This is a genomic window from Anaeromusa sp. (assembly GCF_028691475.1).
Classification (GTDB): Bacteria; Bacillota; Negativicutes; order Anaeromusales; family Anaeromusaceae; genus Anaeromusa.
The window spans coordinates 1-17,004 of record NZ_JAQUZF010000003.1 but is presented as its reverse complement, the minus strand read 5'-3'; the positions used below and the strand labels follow the sequence as shown (position 1 = coordinate 17,004).

The window sequence follows — 17,004 nt, the reverse complement described above, 5'->3', positions numbered from 1 at the left end:
TCAAAGCAGGAGATTGCCGCAAAACAGGCGAAACATAAAACGTTATACCCGAGATACGGCGAGGAGGAATAGATAATGCGTATTGACTATCACATGCATTTTGAATATGGCAGCTATGATTTGGAATGGGTAAAAGGCTTTTTTGAGCATGCCGCCAAGAGGGGCATTGACGAGATTGGTATTTCCGAACATAGTCATACTTTTGTAGAGTTTCAGCCGCTCTACGAACAAGACTTGATTTTGGACGATTCGGAGATTGGCCGCTTTCAAAAGGAATGGCTGAAGAAGGGCAAATTCCGCTATCGTCTCGAAGAGTACTTGACCTTTATGGATAAACTCAAAGCGCTGGGATATCCGGTGAAAACCGGTATAGAGGTCTGTAATTTTAACGATCAGGCCCAAGTGGCCAAGGTGCTGGGCTCATATCAGTTTGATTATGTCATTGGGTCTGTGCATTTTCTCGAAGGCTGGGGTTACGACTTTTCGGCATTGCTGAAGGTGTGGGACACGAAGAATCTGGAGGATTTGTATCGGCAGTATGTAGAGGCGATTAAGAATCTAGCGGCTTCCGGCCTATATGATGTGCTGGGTCATCCCTTCAACATTCGCTTGTTCAAGCATTTGCCGACTTTCGATGCTCTGCCCTATGTGAAGCAGGCTGTGGCGGCGCTGAAGGCGGCGGATATGGCGGCGGATATTAATACTGGTACGTTGTATCGGTATCCTATTGAAGAAATATCGCCGTACCCGGATTTCCTGAAAGAAGCGCGGACGCAGGGACTGCCGGTCATTTTGTCGTCTGATGCACACCAGCCCGAAGACTGCGGTCGTTATATCGCAGAAGCCGCCGCCTATGCCCAATCGGTTGGCTATGACCAAATTGCCGTCTTTGCCAAGCGGCAGCGGACCTTACAGCCTTTAAGTTAAAGAGAAAATATGTTCGAAAATGCTTTTCTTCCGGACTCTTGCATATTATAATGAGACATAGAAAGCTTTTGCAGGGAAAAGGAGGGGCGGCATGGTGCGGATTTGCGTGGACCAGGGACTGAAAGTATCAGGTATACGGCAGTTCCCGACGTTAATGGAAGCGGTGCTGCAGGATTTGACCTTGGCCAACCCTGAGTACCAGGCGGCGCGAAGGCATGGCTATTCCGTCTGGGGCAAGCCGAAGGATATTCAACTTTATAAATGGCGCGGTCAGACCTTGACGCTGCCCCGGGGCTATGCGCGGACGCTGCGCTACCATTTGGGCAGGCAGCAGGTCGAAGCCAGCTGGGATAATCGTACTTGTTTGAAAGACCCGGTGGCGTTCCAATCCGGCATTTGCCTGCGGCCGTATCAAGAAGGCGCCGTGACGGCCCTCTTGCAGGGACGCCAGGGAGGCGTAGTGGCTCCTTGCGGCTCCGGCAAGACGATTATTATGCTGGAGGCTATGGCGCGTATCGGCCAACCGGCCTTGTGGGTGACCCATACGAAGGAGCTGTTGAACCAAACGCGGCAGCGAGCGATGGAGTGCCTGGGGCTGACGGATGAACAAATCGGCGAAATTGCCGAGGGCAAGGTTGCCTTAGGGTCTCATCTGACCTTAGCGTTGGTGCAGACCTTGGCGAAAGCGGATTTGCAGCCGCTGGAAAAAGCCTTTGGGGCGGTCTTTGTCGATGAGGCGCATCATTTAGCTGCTGGCAGTTTCTATCGTACCGTAGGTCGCTTTGCCGCCCTGTATCGTCTTTGGGCCAGCGCAACGCCGCAACGAGAGGACGGCTTAACTCCCATGATTGTAGCGGCAGGAGGGCCGGTACTGCATGTGATTGGCCGTTGCCAAACCGGCACGCTTTCGCCGCAATTGGTGGTAGTGGAAACCGAGTTTGAGCTGGCTGACGATTTTATGGAGGAGGACCGCCTGCAGTACGCCAAAGCGCTTTCGTATCTGACTGCCAATAATGAACGAAATCGTTTGATTGTCGATACCCTGCGCCGTGAAGCGCCGGGGCATTTCAGTCTGGTTCTTTCCGAACGCAAAGAGCATTTGCGCCAACTGGCGTTATGGCTGCAGGAGGCCTTGCCGGATTTGACGGTGGAGGTATTGACGGCGGATTTAAAAAAAAGCCAGCGCCAGGAAATTATGGAGCGTGCCCAGGCGCGGCAGGTAGATATTCTTTTAGCTACGCAGCTGGCCCGAGAAGGTCTGGATTTGACTCATTTGGACCGCTTGTTTTTGGCGACGCCCAAGCGGGCGGCGGCTGCGGTGGAACAGGAAGTGGGACGCATTATGCGGCCCTCGGCCGGAAAAAAAGACGCCATTGTTTTTGACTTTTGGGACAGTCGCAGCCGCCTGTTTCGCAGCCAGTTCTGGAAACGACGCCAGGTGTACCGCAACATCGGCGTACGATGAAGGGGATTTGAACAAGAGAACCAGAGTGACCGGAGGGTACGCAAGAGAAGAACAGGTACGGGTTTCAACAGGAGTAGAGGGAGTAGAGGGAGTAGAGTGAGGGCTACAGCCGAAGTCGCTAAATGGAAGGGGCTCAAAAACTACTGGTACTATAAAAAAAGGAGGCCAAATTGGCCTTCCTTTTTTTATAGTTTTATACTCTTGTTTCAATATATAGTATTTCGTAATCCTCCGTCGTACCCTCCATTTACTCCCTTTACTCTTGTTCGTAAACTGGTACTCCGTTCTTATTTTTCCGTCTGGTAGCAGGCGACGATTTCGCCGTAGTACAAGGTGTGGTAGTCGCCGCTAGCGTAGCAGGAATGCTGCAGCATAGCAGCCAGAGCGTCTTGGTCCATATCTTGGCGGTAGACAACCTTGCATTCATAGTGGATGCAGTTGCCCGCAATAACCGGCGTGGAAATTTTCTGCCCGGGCAGTGCAGTCAGGCCGGCGGCAGCCAATTTATCCATATCCCGCCCAGATTTGCTGCCGCACAAAGCCAAGGCTTCTTTTAGCTGGTCATCCAGCGGCAGGGTGACGGTAAATTCTTTGGCGGCTTCGATCATGCCATGAGTATGGCGGGAAGGGCGAACCATAACGAGAAACATGGGCTTGCGCCAGAGGAAGGAGACGCTGCCCCAGCCAATTGTCATCGTGTTGACTTTCCCTTGGCTTTGTGTCGTCAGGAAAGCCCCCTTTTGTAAAATTTCCAATGCTTGTGAAGCGGGAATGTGAAAATCCAATGGTTTCATAGTCATTAGACCCCTTTCGATAAATGCTTCTTGGCAATACCAATGCTTAAAGTATTCGCTGTTTTTTGTTGCCTTCCTCTTGTTTGGCAGCAGGGTTTTTCAAAGTGTGAAGCGAAATGAGAAAATATTTAGGAGTAATAGTAAAGCTAGCGGCTAATACAGGATACGCATTGATTTGTAAAAAACGCAGTTGAGCTGGAGGGATGGGGCATGGGACAGGATCCATTCATTTTATTGGTCGAGGATAATCCGGACGATGAACTGCTGACGCAACGGGCTTTTCGAAAGAATAATATTTTAAATCGCATCGAGGTAGTACGTGATGGTGCGGAAGCTTTAGATTTTTTATTAGCAAAAGGCAGTTATGCCAAGAGGGATCCGTTTCATGTGCCGCAGCTTATTTTGTTGGATTTAAAATTGCCCAAGGTGGATGGCTTGGAAGTGTTGCGCTGTATTCGGGAAACAGAGGCCACAAGGTTGCTGCCTGTGGTTGTACTGACTTCCTCCAAGGAGGAGCAGGACTTGGCCAGCTGCTATGCTTTGGGAGCTAACAGCTACATACGCAAGCCAGTCGATTTTAATCAGTTCATTTTAGCGGTGCAACAGTTAGGCTTATATTGGCTGGTTCTCAATGAACAGCCGCCGCTGAGGAGGGACGGGGTATGAATGAGAAGAAGCTGGCCGTTCTCATCGTGGAAGATAATGAAGATGATGCGCTGCTTTTAATCCGGGAGCTGCGTCGAGGCGGCTATGAGCCGGATGCTTTGCGGGTGGAAACGCGGGAGGAAATGCAGGCTGCCTTGCAGGAGCGAACCTGGGAGGTGATTTTATCGGACTATGCGCTGCCTGGATTCAGCGGCGTAGAGGCGTTGGAAATCCTCCAAGCTTCCGGCCAGGATATTCCCTTTTTGATTCAGTCTGGCGCCATTGGCGAAGAAGCGGCGGTGGAATTGATGCGCGCCGGGGCGCATGATTTCATTCCTAAGGGTAAGATGCTGCGGCTGTTGCCGGCGTTGGAGCGTGAGTTGGGCGACGTGACTGCACGGCGGCAACGGCGGGAAGCGGAGCAAGAACTAAAAGAAAAGGAACGCTTGATTACTTCGACTTTGGATGCGATGCGCTTGTATATTGCCGTGCTGGATGAAAATGGGCGGGTCGTATATGGAAACAAGGCTTGGTATCGCCGGTCGCGCATGGTTTACAATCTGAAAGCCAAGGAAGTTCTTGGTATTGATTTTGTGGAATTTGTACAGCGGCGTGCGGGCGAACGACAGCGCAAATGGTCGGTTGCTTTAAGCCATGGCATTCGCAATATTCTCGAAGGCGATGAAGAGACATTTTCGATGGAGCTTCCTTTCGATAACGGCGATGAAACGATGCAATGGTTTCGGGTGGAGGCCAATCGTTTTGCCGACGAAGGACCTTTGCGGGTTGTTGTGTCATATGAGGATATTACGTCGCGCAAACAGATGGAAGAGCATCTAAATTACTTGAGCATGTATGATATGGTGACAGGCTTCCATAATCGCCTTTATTTTGAGACGGTGCTGCAGAATTATGCGCAGAGCCACTATGCGCCAGTGGGCATTCTTACTTGCGACATTGACGGTCTGAAGCTGGTCAACGATACGTTGGGCATTGAAGTGGGCGATGTTTTATTAATGCAAACGGCGGAGCTCATTCGCCAGGTTATGCCGGAAGATGCCTTGGTGCATCGCATTGGCGGCAATGAGTTTGCTGTGGTCTTTGCTAATACGACGCGCGAAGAAGTTAGCCATTATGCGCGGCAATTGCAGCAACGCCTCAGTTGGTATAATGAGCATGAAGCCGAAGAGAAAAGCCGCGGCGTTTCTTTAAGCGTGTCTGTTGGCTATGCTTTGGACGGCCGCGGCGGTGAAGACGGCGTACTGCAATGCTATAAAGAAGCGGAAAACCATATGTATCGCGAAAAACTGCATAGCGGACGCAGCGCCAAAAGCGCTATCGTCCAGACGGTGATGAAGCTGCTGGAAGCCAGGGACTATATTACCGAAGGCCATGCGGACCGCATGCAGGAATGGGCGGAAGCTATGGGACGATCCCTGGGTTTGGCGGAGAGCCGTTTAATGGATCTGCGGCTATTGGCCAAGTTCCATGATATCGGCAAGGTGGGGATTCCGGACCGCATTTTATTTAAACCGGGACGCCTGGATGATGAAGAATTCTTTTTAATGAAGGAACACCCGGCGATTGGTCATCGCATTGCCCAGGTGGCGCCGGATCTGCATCCGATTGCGGAGAGCATTTTACGGCATCACGAATGGTGGGACGGCAGCGGTTACCCTATCGGCTTAAAAGGGGACGAAATTCCGCTGGAATGCCGGATCTTGGCGATAGTGGACGCCTACGACGCCATGCGCAGTGATCGTCCTTACCGTAAGGCCTTGAGCGAAGAAGCGGCGCTGCAAGAGCTGAGGGACTATAGCGGTCGCCAGTTCGATCCCATGCTGGTGGAGCTTTTCCTGCGTTTAAAGCAGAAGCGGAAATAGAAACAACGATGGGTTGACGGGGCAGGATTGAACAAGAGAACCAGAGTCGCGAGAGGGCTCGCATGAGGGTTATGGATACGGGTTTTTAACAAGAGTAAAGTGAGTAGAGGGAGGGTGCGACGAAGAAGCGGAAAGAAGAATCAATAAAGTACAAAACAGAAAAAAAGGAACTGTAGGCATGCCTTGCAAGCTGCCTGCAGTTCCTTTTCTCATTCAAAGTAAAGTTCACATGAGAATAGCTGAGAAATAAATAAATTCCTCTTTCGAGCCCTCCCTTGACTCCCTCTACTCCTGTTCAATTTATTCGTTTTTCTTAGCCGTTTTTACGCTGGAATTCTTTCATGAAATCAGCCAGCGCTTGGCAGCCCGCTTGGGGCATGGCGTTGTAGATGGAAGCGCGCAGGCCGCCGACGGAGCGATGGCCTTTGAGGCCGCCCAGGCCAGCAGCCGTAGCTTCGGCGACAAACTGCTTTTCGAGATCTTCTGAAGGCAGGCGGAAGGTGACGTTCATTAAAGAACGGCTGTCTTTGTCCGCATGACCGCTGAAGAAGCCCGGCGCAGCGTCGATGACGTCGTATACCAGCTTGGCTTTAGCCTGATTGCGTTCGGCCATAGCGGTGAGGCCGCCGTTTTTCTTCAGCCATTTCAAGACCAGGTGCACCATGTAGACCGAGAAAGCCGGTGGTGTGTTATAGAGGGAATCTTTCTTGGCATGGATGTCGTAGCGCAGCATGGTCGGAATGTTTTTAGGGCAGCGCTCAATCATATCTTGGCGCAGGATGACCAGAGTAACCCCTGCAGGGCCGAGGTTTTTCTGGGCGCCCGCATAGATCATGGCAAACTTGGTGGCGTCAAAAGGACGGCTGAGCATGTCCGAGGACATGTCGGCAATCAAAGGCGCATCGCCAAAGGTGGGGAACTGCTGCCATTCGGTGCCGTAGATGGTGTTATTGGAGGTAAGGTGCACATAGGCTGGCTTTTCGCTGAGCTTGATTTCTTCCATTTTAGGAATGCGCTTGTAATTGCCGTCGGCCGTAGTCGCGGCAACATGGGTATTGCCTAGGAGCTGCGCTTCTTTTAAGGCTTTTTCCGACCAGGAGCCGGTCAGAATGTAGTCGGCGGTAGCGCCCTGGGGCAGGAAGTTCATGGGAATAGCGGCAAACTGTGTGCTGGCGCCGCCTTGCAGGAAGAGGACGCGGTAATCGTCGCCAAGACCGAGCAGTTCTTTGGTGTCGGCTTCTGCCTGGGTGTTTACTTCTTCATAGGCTTTGGAACGATGGCTGATTTCTGTGATGGACATGCCTGTTCCTTTATAATTAAGAAAATCGGCTTGGGCTTCTTGGAGCACCTCCAAAGGTAGTACGGCCGGGCCGGCGTTAAAGTTGAAAATACGATCGCTCATAATAGAAACCTCCTTAAAATTTACAATAAATGCAGAACTAAAGCGTCAAGAAAGCCAAAGGCTTCGGGCTTTTTGAGGTAAGGCGGCAAGGCCGTCAACAGCACCGGAAAAAAGGCGCTTGTCGTCGGACTGTTAGGCGCCTGCGCGGCTTGTCTTGCGGCGGTGATAAGATGCGCCCCCGCGGCGATTTGAAGATTCGCGCCGGCAAGAATGGAGCGCAACGCGGCAATATCGTCGGCGTCGTCAATTACATATAAGGTGTGGTTGTGTCCGTCGGGCGTGAAGAAATCATATGCAGCCGTACGGCTGGCGACGATAGCTCCAAGAAGCAGCTCGCTTTGGCGTGTAGCCGTATAGGTCAGGACGGGCAGGCTTGTATGAGCCTCGGTCGCCAAAATATGCGCGGCTTGCTTAGCGGCCAGTTTTTCGTCCGCCTCTGCCAGATCCAAGACGGTAGTAGCAGGCAATAGGCCAATCAGAGCAATATGCGCTTCTTCTTCTGTGTGATGATGGTATAAGTAGAGACAAGGGGAGGCGTCTTGCTGGAGCAGTCCTTGCTGCAGCAGAGCGTCCAGGTTTTTTCGCGCCATCTGGTAGCTCGTGTCGTCTCCAAAAGCGTCGCTGCGTGTTACCCGCAAGAAACTAAGCGGGTGTGTTTGTGCTTCGTGGCGAACGGCTGCAGCGTCCAGGTCCTGCGCCGGCGGCGCCGCGATAGCGGCTGCCGCCTCCGGCAGAGGACGTACGCCGGTAAATGCTTGCAAATCAATCATCGCAGTGTCTTAGCGAGCGTCGAAATTAATCAGCTTGGCGTCATAAATGCCGTCAATGCCTTTGAGCTTGAGCAGAACCGCGTTAGGAACGTCGCTGTCAACGCCCAGCACCATGATGCTGGTGCCTTCTACTTCGGTCAGACCCACTTGCATGCTGGAAATGTTGACGCCTTCTTCGCCCAACATGGTGCCAACCTTGCCGATAATGCCGGGGCGGTTGACGTGGGGGCAGGTTAAGAGCCAGCCGCCGGGCTGTACATCAACGCGATAGCCGTCGATCATGACGATGCGCGCTTCCGCTTTGCCGAAGAGGGTGCCGGAGACGCTGTGTTCGCCCTTGTCAGTAATCAGGCGGACCGTAATTTGGTTGGCGAAGTTAGCCGCTTCCTTCGTTTTAATTTCTTTGACTTCAATGTTGCGAGCTTTCGCCAGGCCAGGAGCGTTGACGTAGTTGATAGCTTCTTGCAGAATCGGATTGAGGCAGCCTTTTAGTACGCCGGTGGTCAGCATGCGGGTGTCCACATCGCCAATATCGCCGTTGTACTCGATTTGAATGGCAGTCATGCGGCCTTCAGCCAAATGTACCGCCAGGCAGCCCATGCGTTCGGCCAGGTTGAGATAGGGGCGGAGCTTTTTAAGGACATGCGCCGGGATAGCGGCCATGTTGACGGCGGTGGTGACAGGCTCGCCTTTCAGCGCGGCGACAATGCCGTGCGCCACATCGACGGCCACGCCGACTTGGGCTTCTACGGTAGAAGCGCCCAAATGAGGCGTTACAATGACATTAGGCAGGCCGATGAGCGGATTGCCTTCTTGAATCGGCTCGCTTTCAAAAACGTCAATGGCAGCGCCGGCGACAATGCCTTCTTGTACGGCTGCGGCCAAATCGGCTTCATTAATGACGCCGCCTCGAGCGCAGTTAACAATGCGAACGCCTTTTTTCATTTTGGCAAAAACGTCTTTGGTGATCAGGTTTTTGGTTTGATTGGTTTTCGGCAAATGTAAGGTGATGAAATCAGCCTGAACGAAAATTTCATCCATTTCGGCTACTTCAATGCCCAAGGCTTGCGCGGCTTCGACATTAATGAAGGGATCGTACGCGAGAACACGCATTTCCAGAGCCAGGGCGCGCTTGGCTACGCCGGTGCCGATACGGCCAAGGCCGAGAATGCCCAGCGTTTTGCCGCGCAGCTCAACGCCCATGAATTTGCCCCGCTCCCATTTGCCTTCCTGCATGGTGGCGTGAGCCTGGGGGATGTTGCGGGCCATGGACATCATCATGGCGACGGAATGTTCCGTGGCGGCCATGGTGTTGCCTTCGGGCGCATTAAGGACAATGACGCCTTTCTTGGTGGCGTACTCGACGTCAATGTTGTCGACGCCGACGCCGGCGCGGCCGATGACCTTGAGTTTTACCGCTGCATCCAGAACCGGAGCGGTAACTTTGGTTTCGCTGCGTACAACCAATCCGTCATACTCAGGAATAATGCGAATAAGTTCTTCCACAGGCAGTTTGGTTTTTACATCCACTTCAAATTGCTCTTTAAGCAGAGCCACCCCTTTTTCCGATACCGGATCGCTAACAAGTACTTTCATCATGATCTAACCCCTCCAAAAATAAAATTTAAAGTTACTGAGGTAAAAAAAATAATCCCGCCCCCGTGAAGGGGCGGGATTGATTCCCGCGTTGCCACCCAACTTGTGTCGTGTTTTCCTAGGTTAAAACAGCGACCACCTCGAACCGCTTTAACGGGCGGAACCCGTACTGACTCTTCGTCAGACACTTCCGGGCGGAACCATACGTTCTATCCTCCGGCTCGCAGCAACCGCCGGCTTTCTGTGCGATAGGAACAGTAGGCTTCCCGTGCATCGTGTTTTCTGTATGCAAGACCATTGGCCTTATTATAAGATGCTCTCGTGAAGAAAGTCAAGTGTATTTTTGAAAAAAACATCAAAAACTTGATACAACAAATTGCTATGCAGGCCGAAATCGAGGGGGTACTTTGTAAACTTTGCGCCGGATAGCTATAGGTAAAAGGGATGCAGGAAATAGCGCTTGGTCGGATTTGGCGGTTTCGTGCTGACTTATAAAAGGTTTATTTGATCTTGGCGCTGCTGAAGATTGTTAAAATATCAGCGTAAGAATACCTTCGTCTGGCTCTACGGAGAAGGATTCTCGCTGCAGAGCCGCGAAATAAACATACAAAGAATAATTATGAAAGAAGAAAAGGTGCTTATACGATAAGCATCTCAAGGAGGGAAAATAGATGGAAAAACAAGTGTATGATGTGGCCGTAGTTGGCGGCGGTCCGGCGGGACTTTCGGCAGCGCTGACGGCGCGGGTTCGCAATAAAAGCGTTGTGATTTTTGAACATATGGGTTTCAGCGCCAAGCTGCAGCGGGCGGCCGAGGTTCCCAATTACCTGGGACTGCCGAAGTTGAGCGGTAAAGAGCTGATGGAGCGCATGGCGGAGCATTGCTTAGCAGCCGGGCCGGTGCTGGTGAAAGAAAAGGTCACGCAGATTTTTCCCGGAGATGTGTTTACTCTTTTGACGCCGCAGGACGTATATGAGGCGAAGACGGTGATTTTAGCCATCGGCGTGTCACCAGCGGAGCTTTTAGCAGGCGAAAAAGGCTTGTTGGGACAGGGCGTCAGCTATTGCGCCACTTGCGACGGCATGTTGTACCGAGAAAAAGAAGTGGCTGTAGTGGCTTACGCCGCCGAGGCGGAACACGAAGCAGTCTTTTTGAGCGAAATTTGCAGGAAAGTTTTCTATTTCCCGCAGTACAAGCCGGTAGGCTCGCTGCCGCCTTCAGTGCAGATTTGCAGTGGCAAACCGAAAGGCGTGGCGTCCAAGGAAGAACGTTTGGTGCTGGAGCATACCAAAGGGAGCGTCGAGGCGGACGGGATCTTTATTTTACGCGAAACCGATCCGGTAGAAAATTTATTGGCGGAAGTTGAACTTTGCAAGGATGCGATTAAAGTCTCGCACCTGCAGAAAACCTCGGTTCCCGGTGTGTTTGCCGCGGGCGATTGCACAGGCAAGCCCTGGCAGATTACGGTAGCTGTAGGTGAAGGGAATGCGGCGGCTCATGCGGCGATTGCGTATTTGGCGGCAAAAGAGAAAGCGTAAGCTTGTTAGTGATAATAAATTTCAATTAGATATTGACAAAGCATAGATGGTTTTGTAAAATTCAATTGAAAATAATTATCAAACTCATAAACAACAAGCTTCACAAAACAATTTTTCTTGCAACATAGCGGGGGAAAGTGTTGGTAGCGGACCTAGAGTCCCGAAGTGTGTTTTGGCATGCTTCGGGACTCTTGTTTTTGGCACGAAAGGAGCAAAGCGGGCGGCTATGAAGGAATTACGGTGTTTATGCTGCAAAAAGTTGCTAGGGCGCGGCCTGGTGCGCTGCGTAGAATTCAAATGCAGCCGCTGTGGCTGCGTGCAGGTGTTTTGCGACAAGCCGCCGGAAAAAGCGGCAGGAGAAATCATTCAGTGCGGGGAGGGGATGTGCGCATGGAAAGTCGCGGCGAAGTGAACCAATTAGCTTCCTGGCTGGCGGTGGAGCTGGCGCCGACCCTGGCAGGCGAAAAGGAAGCTACGATTTTATGTCTCCGGGATAATCGCCAGCGAGCGCTTTGGACCTGGTGGCGCCGGCATCACTGGAGCGTTTTGAAAGGCTTGCCGTTGCAGTGGCGAGTGCTGCGATTATGGGATAATGGCGCGGTGCTGTTCTTTTTTCGGCCGGAAGTTTTGGAAGCGTGTTTTCGCCGGGCTGAGCATGCGGCGCTGCTGCACTATTGCGGCTATGATCCTGGGGCGACCTTGGCAACGCAGTTGGATCGGTTGACCATGCGTTTTCGTCAGGAGGTGCCTCATGAAATGGGCTTGTTTTTAGGCATTCCTTTGAAAGATGTGTTGGGTTTTATGGGGCTGAGCCAGGAAGGGCGCAGCGGCGGGGGACTTTGGCATGTATATGGGGATCCGAAACCGTCCTTAGAGCGTATGCAGCGCTGGGAACGTCTGAAAGAGCGCGCCAAGGAATTATTGAGGTGCGGTTTGCCGGATGTGGAGGTATTACAATATGCTCTTTGCCTCGGGCGGTGAAAAAGAGAAAGCCTTTTGCGGATTCGGCGTTGAGTGTGTGGTGCGGGAATTGACGGAAGCGCTGGCCAGCGCCATTGACGCCAAAGACGGCAATACCTATGGACATTCCCACCGGGTGGGCGAATTGGCGATGGTTATGGGAACTCATTTGCGTCTGGATGCAGCGCAAATAGAAGAACTGCAGATAGCGGCTCATTTGCATGACGTAGGAAAAATTGGCATTCCTGATGCGATTTTGAATAAGCCTGCGCGTTTGACGGCGGAAGAATTTGCCGTTGTACAGCGGCATCCGGTGATTGGCTGGCAAATTTTGCGGCGTATCAGTTCGTTTCAACAGGTGGCGCGCATTGTACGTCATCATCATGAGCGCTTTGACGGCACCGGCTATCCGGACAGGCTGTGCGGTACAGACATTCCTTTGGCCAGTCGATTAATTGCAGTGGCGGATTCCTATGACGCCATGACCAGCGCACGTTCGTATCGAAAAGCGGTTTCTGCCAAAGAGGCTTGGCAAGAGTTATGCCGTTGCAGCGGCAGCCAGTTTGATCCGGAAGCAGTGAAGGCTTTTCGGCCGGTTGTGCAAAGAGAACGAGAGTGGCGTTCGTATCCTGCGGACCATCTTTTTTTTGCCATAAACAGTGAGAATGATTATCTAAATCAAGGAAAGAGGTATAGTGATGGCTGATAGTAAGAAAGAGTTGCCAAAGCATAAGTCCGAGTGCGCTTGCGGCGGGAATTGCGGGGGGCGCGGTTGCGGACATCGCTGCGTTTGCAGACAAAGACAAGAAGAAAAGGGGGCGAAAAACAATGACTAAAGAGCTGCATTTGCTTCAACCGGGAGAAAAAGGAATTGTTGTGTCCGTGAATGGCGGCGGCTCCGTTAAACGGCGCATTGTGGATATGGGCATGGTAGGCGGCACGGCCATAGAGGTTTGCAAATTTGCGCCGCTGGGGGATCCCATGGAAATTAAAGTAAAAGGCTGCAATTTATCGCTTCGTAAACGCGAAGCAGCGTTTATTTGCGTAGAACTGGAAAACGAGGGGGCTTCAAGGTGCACGAAGAACGACTGACAATTGCCTTGGCGGGCAATCCTAATGCGGGAAAAACTACCGTATTTAATGCGCTTACCGGGGCGCGGCAGCATGTAGGCAATTATCCCGGCGTAACGGTGGAAAAAAAAGAGGGCTATTGCCGGATTGGCTCGCGGGAGGCGGTACTGGTTGATTTGCCAGGTACATACAGCCTGACGGCGTATTCCTTGGAAGAAGTGGTTGCGCGAAATTTTATTGTCCAAGATAAGCCGGATGTAGTGATTGATGTAGCCGATGCGGCGAATCTAGAACGACACTTGTATTTGACGCTGCAGTTATTGGAACTGGAACGGCCCTTGGTGTTGGCGCTTAACATGGCGGATATGGCGGAAAAACAAGGCTTGGTATATGATCTGAAGGCCTTGTCGGCGCAGCTGGGAGTACTTGTGGTACCTACGGTAGGACGCCAGGAACAGGGGATGGATGCCCTGCTGGCTGCCGTAGAAAAAACGGCTGCCGTAGAAACTGCAGGCATCCGAGTCGATTATGGCGAGCAGGTGGAACAGGTTTTAGAGGCGCTTGGAGCTAAACTGGCAGATTTGGATTCGCCGTTTCCTGCGCGCTGGCTGGCGGTAAAACTCTTGGAAAATGATGACGATGTTGCGGCGCAGCTTCGCTTGCTTGCGGGCGGCGACAAAGTGGTTTTAGAGGCCGAGCGGCAGCGTCGGGAACTGCAAAGCGCTTTGAATGAAGAACTTGACACCTACATTGCTGGCTGCCGGTATCGCAAAGTCGGGAAAATTTACGGCGCTTGCCTGAAACAAGATCGTAAGGAGACTCGTACGCTCTCGGATCGTATTGACAGCATTGTGACGCATCGTGTCTTGGGTCTGCCTATTTTCTTTGCACTTATGTGGCTTTTATTTAATCTTGTTTTTACAATAGGGGAGATCCCCAAAGACTTCTTGGACACAGGCGTTTCCTGGTTAGGAAGCACCGTGGGAGAGGCCTTGCCGGATGGAAATTTACGGTCTTTGCTGGTAGACGGCATTATTGGCGGCGTAGGCAGCGTGATCAGCTTTTTGCCGGATATTCTACTGTTATTCTTTGCAATTGCTCTGCTGGAAGATTCCGGGTACATGGCCCGGGCGGCTTTTGTCATGGACCGGGTGATGCGCGGTTTTGGGTTGCATGGTAAGTCTTTCATTCCCATGCTGCTGGGCTTCGGCTGCAATGTTTCATCGGTAATGGCGGCGCGGACGCTGGAAAATGAAAAAGACCGCTATATTACCATCCTGGTGTCGCCGCTTATGAGCTGCAGCGCCAGACTGCCTGTGTATACCTTGCTGATCGGCGCTTTCTTTACGGAGGACATGGCCGGAACAGTACTTTTTGGCATTTATATTTTAGGCATTGCTTTAGCCATCGGCATGGCCTTCTTGTTTCGGAAAACATTATTTCCAGGAGATACGGAGCCGTTTGTTATGGAAATGCCTCCATACCATATGCCGACGCTGCGCAGCGTGCTGACTCACATGTGGGAGCGCAGCATGATCTATTTGCGCAAAGCAGGCACGATTATTTTGGCAGCTTCGATTCTGGTTTGGTTCGGCGTAAACTATCCGCAAAACGAGGATGTCAACAGCAAGTACGAAGCCTTGCAGGCGGCTCTGGAAACTCGCTATGAAGAGCAGATTCAAAATCAGGTGCTGCTGCCGCTGGGTATAACGGCTGTTGAAGAAAATGAAGAATTCAATGCGTTGGTAGAAGAGCTGTCTTCAGCTGAAGAGGCTGAAGACGAAGGCGCTGAGGCGGCTAATGCCGCTGGAAAAACTACCGGTAAAAAGGATGCCGAAGTTGCGGAACCTGCTGCCGAAACGGGTAAGACTGCAGAGCAGGACGCCGCTAAAGCGGCTCCCCAAACGTTCAGTAAAGAAAAATTATCGTCCTTTGCGGCGCAGTACGTTTTGCTAAAAAAAGAAGCGGATGAAGCAACAGGCAAGTTGGAAAAAGAAAAATCCACAGAACTTTTGGCGCAAAGTTATGCAGGCGCCTTGGGGCATGCTATTGAGCCTGTGATTAAGCCCCTTGGTTTTGATTGGAAGATCGGCGTGGGTTTGTTCAGCGCCTTTGCCGCTAAAGAAGTTATGGTGAGTACCTTGGCGACGATTTATAGCGTAGAAGCGGATGATGAAGAAATGGCGCCGCTCCAAGAAGTGTTGGCTGCAGATCCTTCGTTTAGTCCGTTAATTGCGGTTTCGCTTATGGTTTTCTGCTTGATTTACTCACCGTGCCTAGCCACTGTGGCGGTAATCAAGCGGGAAATGAATTCTTGGAAGTGGGCTGGTTTTAGCGTGGCTTACTCGATGACCTTGGCGTGGCTCATGGCGTTTCTTGTTTATCAAGGAGGCTTGTTGCTAGGTCTAGGCGGTTAAGCGCTTCTTGCGGAAAGAAGGAGAAAGTATGAATGATCTTCTGGTATATCTAATCGGCGCTGGGGCTGCAGCGTACTTTGCCTGGCTGGGTGTGCGCAAGTTTCGCGGTGAAGATGGCTGCGCTTGCGCACAGTCCGGCACTGCCTCAGGCGGCTGCCGTGGCGGCTGCGGCGGTTGCGGCCAAGGCTGCGGAGAAAAACATTCGTGACCGGGCGGGGCAAGCTGCGGCTGCTTTGCCTGACGACAGGGCTAGGGCCGCTATTGCTTTTCTATTTCCTGGCGGGCGGAGTGCTGCGGGAGCATCGGCAATTGGAAGCAACCTTTTCGTTGGCTTTGGCTGCGGCTTGCCTGCTGTCTTTTTTGGCAGCTTCAGTGGGCGTTCCGTGGCTTTGGGGCCGCGCGCTGACGCGGATACACGCTTGGTGCGAGCATGTGAAAAAAGGAGAACTGGCTGACTTGCCTGTTCTTCCTAATGAAATGGCGGATGCCGCCGATGAGGATGATTTACTTCGCTTGTCGCGTGATTTGCAATGGATGATACGGCGCATCCGCTTGCGTGAACAGGAGCTCAACCGGCGGACGGTGGATTTGGAAGAGGCTTATCGGCGCATGAGGGAGCTGGCTTTGGTGGATCCGCTCACAGGCTTGTCCAACCGCAGACACTTTTTTGAGCACTTGCAGGTAGAGCTTCCTGTAGCCAAAGATTGCAGTCGTCCTTTGTCGCTGCTGATGTTGGATATTGATTACTTCAAAAAAATCAACGATACCTACGGTCATCCCGGCGGCGATTGCGTACTGCAAGGCATGGGAAAATTGCTGGCCGAAGCGGTATCTCCCAGAGAGATGGCGGCCCGTATAGGGGGCGAAGAATTTGCCATAATTTTACCGGGCGTTAGTGCGGAGGAAGCGGCGCGCAAGGCCTTGGAAATCTTACAAAAAGTCAGCCGGCATTGCTTTTTATACCAAGGCGTGCGCATTGAAGGAGTTACGGTTTCCATTGGCTTGCATACGCTGCAAAAGGGAGAGGAGTGCCAGGCGGATCCTTTTTTGCTGGGAGCGGATAAGGCGCTTTACCAGGCGAAGCGGGAGGGGCGCAACTGCGTGTATTGCTGCGCTCGTGCTTCCGGCGTGCCGGTGAGTTTGGAAGAGTGGCAAAAGCGCAAAGAAAAACAGAGTGAACGCGAAGATGCGCGGGAAAACGGATTGTTTAGTCAAGGTCTTGTGCGTTGCTGCTGCAGAGACCGGCAGGTTGACGGAAGCGGCTGAAAAAATGATAGAGAAGAAAAAGCGAGGAGATTTTATGAAGCAGTGGATAGCTATGTTGGCGGCGGGAACGGTGTTGACGACTTCGTCTATGGCGTTGGCGGCGGAGCCGGTAAAATTTAGCGGCGATGTGACCGTCAAGTATGAGTCATGACCGCCCGTTAAACGGGCGGCATGCACCAGCCCTATAAGGGCTGATTACTAGCGGCACCTAAAAGTGCTGCTTTTCACTTCGTTCAAGCCATCTTTGCACTTGGTACTAGTTACCCCTGA

The 17,004-nt window shown here is 52.1% G+C and carries 15 protein-coding genes; 11 read left to right on the top strand and 4 right to left on the bottom strand.

Features of this window, described 5'->3' with window-relative positions; translation table 11 throughout:
* The first annotated feature begins 75 nt into the window (after positions 1–75).
* Entirely contained in the window at positions 76–927 is an 852-nt protein-coding gene (locus tag PHF27_RS01110; RefSeq protein ID WP_300065033.1) for a histidinol-phosphatase, read from the top strand.
* 91 nt (positions 928–1,018) lie between these two features.
* Positions 1,019–2,392 (top strand): DEAD/DEAH box helicase, encoded by a 1,374-nt coding sequence (locus tag PHF27_RS01105; RefSeq protein ID WP_300065031.1) that lies wholly within the window; start codon positions 1,019–1,021, stop codon positions 2,390–2,392.
* 287 nt (positions 2,393–2,679) lie between these two features.
* Here the strand turns inward: PHF27_RS01105 and PHF27_RS01100 are convergent, their stop codons facing one another.
* Complete coding sequence (locus tag PHF27_RS01100; protein WP_300065029.1) at positions 2,680–3,186, bottom strand: flavin reductase family protein; 507 nt, start codon at positions 3,184–3,186, stop codon at positions 2,680–2,682.
* 210 nt (positions 3,187–3,396) lie between these two features.
* On the opposite strand from PHF27_RS01100, the gene PHF27_RS01095 reads away from it, so the two are divergent.
* Positions 3,397–3,852, top strand: a complete 456-nt coding sequence (locus PHF27_RS01095) for a response regulator (protein WP_300065027.1) — start codon at positions 3,397–3,399, stop codon at positions 3,850–3,852.
* On the top strand, positions 3,849–5,714 hold the full coding sequence (locus PHF27_RS01090; RefSeq protein WP_300065025.1) for an HD domain-containing phosphohydrolase: 1,866 nt from the start codon (positions 3,849–3,851) through the stop codon (positions 5,712–5,714). The genes PHF27_RS01095 and PHF27_RS01090 overlap by 4 nt, the downstream gene beginning before the upstream one ends.
* A gap of 313 nt (positions 5,715–6,027) precedes the next feature.
* Here PHF27_RS01090 and serC read toward each other — a convergent pair whose 3' ends face one another.
* The 3 genes from serC to serA are packed head-to-tail and all read right to left on the bottom strand — an operon-like array spanning position 6,028 to position 9,482.
* Entirely contained in the window at positions 6,028–7,116 is a 1,089-nt protein-coding gene (gene serC / locus PHF27_RS01085; RefSeq protein WP_300065022.1) for a 3-phosphoserine/phosphohydroxythreonine transaminase, read from the bottom strand.
* Between the two features lie 20 nt (positions 7,117–7,136).
* Complete coding sequence (locus tag PHF27_RS01080) at positions 7,137–7,886, bottom strand: DUF1015 family protein (RefSeq protein WP_300065020.1); 750 nt, start codon at positions 7,884–7,886, stop codon at positions 7,137–7,139.
* Positions 7,887–7,895: 9 nt separating this feature from the next.
* Complete coding sequence (serA, locus tag PHF27_RS01075; protein WP_300065105.1) at positions 7,896–9,482, bottom strand: phosphoglycerate dehydrogenase; 1,587 nt, start codon at positions 9,480–9,482, stop codon at positions 7,896–7,898.
* Positions 9,483–10,153: 671 nt separating this feature from the next.
* Here serA and PHF27_RS01070 point away from each other — a divergent pair.
* From PHF27_RS01070 to PHF27_RS01040, 7 genes are all read left to right on the top strand, one after another.
* On the top strand, positions 10,154–11,020 hold the full coding sequence (locus tag PHF27_RS01070; protein ID WP_300065018.1) for an NAD(P)/FAD-dependent oxidoreductase: 867 nt from the start codon (positions 10,154–10,156) through the stop codon (positions 11,018–11,020).
* A gap of 246 nt (positions 11,021–11,266) precedes the next feature.
* Entirely contained in the window at positions 11,267–12,001 is a 735-nt protein-coding gene (locus PHF27_RS01065; RefSeq protein WP_300065016.1) for a DUF3793 family protein, read from the top strand.
* Positions 11,979–12,686, top strand: coding sequence for an HD-GYP domain-containing protein (locus PHF27_RS01060; RefSeq protein WP_300065014.1), 708 nt, complete (start codon positions 11,979–11,981; stop codon positions 12,684–12,686). The genes PHF27_RS01065 and PHF27_RS01060 overlap by 23 nt, the downstream gene beginning before the upstream one ends.
* Before the next feature lie 122 nt (positions 12,687–12,808).
* Positions 12,809–13,072 (top strand): ferrous iron transport protein A, encoded by a 264-nt coding sequence (locus PHF27_RS01055; protein WP_300065012.1) that lies wholly within the window; start codon positions 12,809–12,811, stop codon positions 13,070–13,072.
* Positions 13,054–15,468, top strand: a complete 2,415-nt coding sequence (gene feoB / locus PHF27_RS01050; RefSeq protein WP_300065010.1) for a ferrous iron transport protein B — start codon at positions 13,054–13,056, stop codon at positions 15,466–15,468. The genes PHF27_RS01055 and feoB overlap by 19 nt, the downstream gene beginning before the upstream one ends.
* Positions 15,469–15,496: 28 nt before the next feature.
* The gene (locus tag PHF27_RS01045; protein WP_300065008.1) at positions 15,497–15,676 is read left to right on the top strand and encodes a hypothetical protein; all 180 of its coding nucleotides are present in this window, start codon (positions 15,497–15,499) and stop codon (positions 15,674–15,676) included.
* Positions 15,673–16,734 (top strand): diguanylate cyclase, encoded by a 1,062-nt coding sequence (locus PHF27_RS01040; RefSeq protein ID WP_300065006.1) that lies wholly within the window; start codon positions 15,673–15,675, stop codon positions 16,732–16,734. The genes PHF27_RS01045 and PHF27_RS01040 overlap by 4 nt, the downstream gene beginning before the upstream one ends.
* The last annotated feature ends 270 nt before the right edge of the window (positions 16,735–17,004 follow it).